The following is a 616-nucleotide window of genomic DNA, read 5'->3' as shown; positions in this document are numbered from 1 at the left end:
ACACTACGTACATCACCACTTTGCTCAAATAACGCGATAAACACGCTGCTGTTTCACATTCGAACAATCTTTTCTGATTCACAAAAGTGTAACCTGAACGCAATATCATAAGCGCTGCTTTATACCGTATATGGAGTTTAAATATGTTACGTTTTACTGTGGCAACTTTACTAGCCATGGCTGTCTCCCTTCCTTCTGCTATGGCGAAAGAAGTCAACATTTCAGGTTCAACTTCCGTTGCTCGCGTGATGGACGTACTCGCCGAAGAATACAATAAGACACACCCAGATAATTACATCGCTGTACAGGGCATTGGTTCTAGTGCGGGGATCACCATGGTGAACAAAGGTGTCGTGAAACTTGGTATGAGCTCTCGCTATCTGACAGAAAGCGAAAAAGGCGAAGACTTGAATGTGTTTCCAATTGCTTACGATGGCCTTGCCGTTGTTGTGAACCGTACAAACTCTGTGACTAACCTTTCAGCACAACAACTGTTTGACATCTACAAAGGCGAAATCAAAAACTGGAAAGAAGTCGGCGGCGCGGATCAACCGATAGCAGTTGTCACGCGAGAAGCATCTTCTGGCTCGCGCTACAGCTTTGAAAGTTTGTTAGG

At 44.6% G+C, this 616-nt stretch carries 1 protein-coding gene; it reads left to right on the top strand.

Annotated elements, in window-relative coordinates; genetic code table 11:
- Nucleotides 1-143 precede the first annotated feature (143 nt).
- The coding region (locus tag R8N49_RS28460; RefSeq protein WP_318190612.1) for a substrate-binding domain-containing protein at nt 144-616 on the top strand (473 nt) is incomplete at its 3' end.

Source organism: Vibrio sp. 1978 (assembly GCF_033344345.1).
The sequence above is the reverse complement of the archived record's forward strand: the minus strand, read 5'-3'. Positions and strand labels throughout refer to the sequence as shown.